Raw genomic sequence first — 1,288 nt, 5'->3', positions numbered from 1 at the left:
ACTCATCGGCCACGGAGAGGAACTGGCCGTTGAGGCGGAAGACGCCGAGGGCGGTGCGGGAGAACAGGTCCTGCTGGTCCCGCACCTGGTCCCGCACCTGGTCCCGCACCTGCTCCTGCTCCTGGTTCTGGTCGGTGCTCACGACTCGAGCACCTCGTAGGCGGACGCGTCCGAGTCGTGGAACAGCCGGTACCACGCGTCCAGCTTCTCGCCCTCGAAGGCGCCGAGCCGCCCGAGGATCTCGCGGGCGAAGGCCACGGGCTCGGTCGGCCCTGCCGTGGTCAGCCCGCCGTCGGTGACGGCGTCGACGTCCACGTACCGCTCGCCGCCCTTGTAGCCGGTGGCCGCGAGGTAGAACGACACCGCGCTGGTGTGCGCGCGCTCGTCGAGCAGCCCCTCCCGGGCGAGCCCGGCGGTGGCCCCGCAGATCGCGGCGACCGGCACGTCCGCGTCGAGGAACGCACGGGCCGCGCGGCCGAAGGGGGCGAGGTCGTGGCCCGTGTCCCACAGGTCGGCGCCCGGCAGGATCAGCAGCGCGCTGTCCTCGGGCCGCAGGTCGGCGAGGGTCAGGTCGGGCTGGATGCGGACGCCGCCCGCGGTGGTGACGGGGCCGAGCGAGTCCGCTGCGACGGTGCGGATCTCATACCCGGCGCGGGCGAGGTACGCGGTGGCGTATCCGGGCTCCCAGTCGGCGAGCGTGTCGTAAACGGCGAGGTGCACGGGCTTGCGGGTCATGACTGCCTCCACTGGGTGGGGTGCCGCTGAATGCTGCGCCTGCTTCGCTGTGCGTATGTAAGCATGCTGTCAAATAGACAGCATGCTGTCAATACCTCGCCCTGATCCAGGGATGGGCCTCCTGGGATGTGGGTGGCCCGGGCTCGTTAACCCTCGCTGGGGGCGCCCTTAACCCGCCGTTCCCTAGCGTCCTGGTCATGGACAGCGCAGAGAACCTCGGACAGATGGCCGCCCACCTCGGCCTCGACCTGGTGGCCGTGACCCTCCTGACCTTCGGGGTCTTCTATCCACGGCACCGCAGGCGGGAGTTGGTCCCCGCCTACCTCGCCCTGAACGTCGCACTCTTCGCGGTCGTATCGGCCCTCGCGAGCGCCGGTGGCAACGGCGGGCTCGCGCTCGGGTTCGGGCTCTTCGGGGTGCTCTCGATCGTGCGGCTGCGCTCGGACGCCGTGCAGCACCAGGAAGTCGCGTACTACTTCATCACCCTCGTCCTCGGCCTCCTCTGCGGACTTCCGGGCCTCGACCTGCCGGTCGCCGCCGGGCTCGCGGCCGT

2 protein-coding genes and 1 pseudogene are annotated in these 1,288 nt (G+C 70.9%); 1 reads left to right on the top strand and 2 read right to left on the bottom strand.

From position 1 onward, the window contains the following. Together ACZ5CR_RS45715 and ACZ5CR_RS45710 are read right to left on the bottom strand one after the other, a co-directional pair. Positions 1 to 85, bottom strand: a pseudogene (locus ACZ5CR_RS45715) (MarR family transcriptional regulator); the annotation flags it as partial. A 53-nt stretch (positions 86 to 138) separates the two neighbouring features. After that, on the bottom strand, positions 139 to 735 hold the full coding sequence (locus tag ACZ5CR_RS45710) for a DJ-1/PfpI family protein (RefSeq protein ID WP_468869739.1): 597 nt from the start codon (positions 733 to 735) through the stop codon (positions 139 to 141). Between the two features lie 197 nt (positions 736 to 932). On the opposite strand from ACZ5CR_RS45710, the gene ACZ5CR_RS45705 reads away from it, so the two are divergent. Then, positions 933 to 1,288: DUF4956 domain-containing protein (locus tag ACZ5CR_RS45705; RefSeq protein ID WP_468869737.1), on the top strand; the 356-nt coding region annotated here is incomplete at its 3' end.

The sequence above is a fragment of the Streptomyces sp. NPDC031274 genome, from assembly GCF_055570235.1.
The sequence above is the reverse complement of the archived record's forward strand: the minus strand, read 5'-3'. Positions and strand labels throughout refer to the sequence as shown.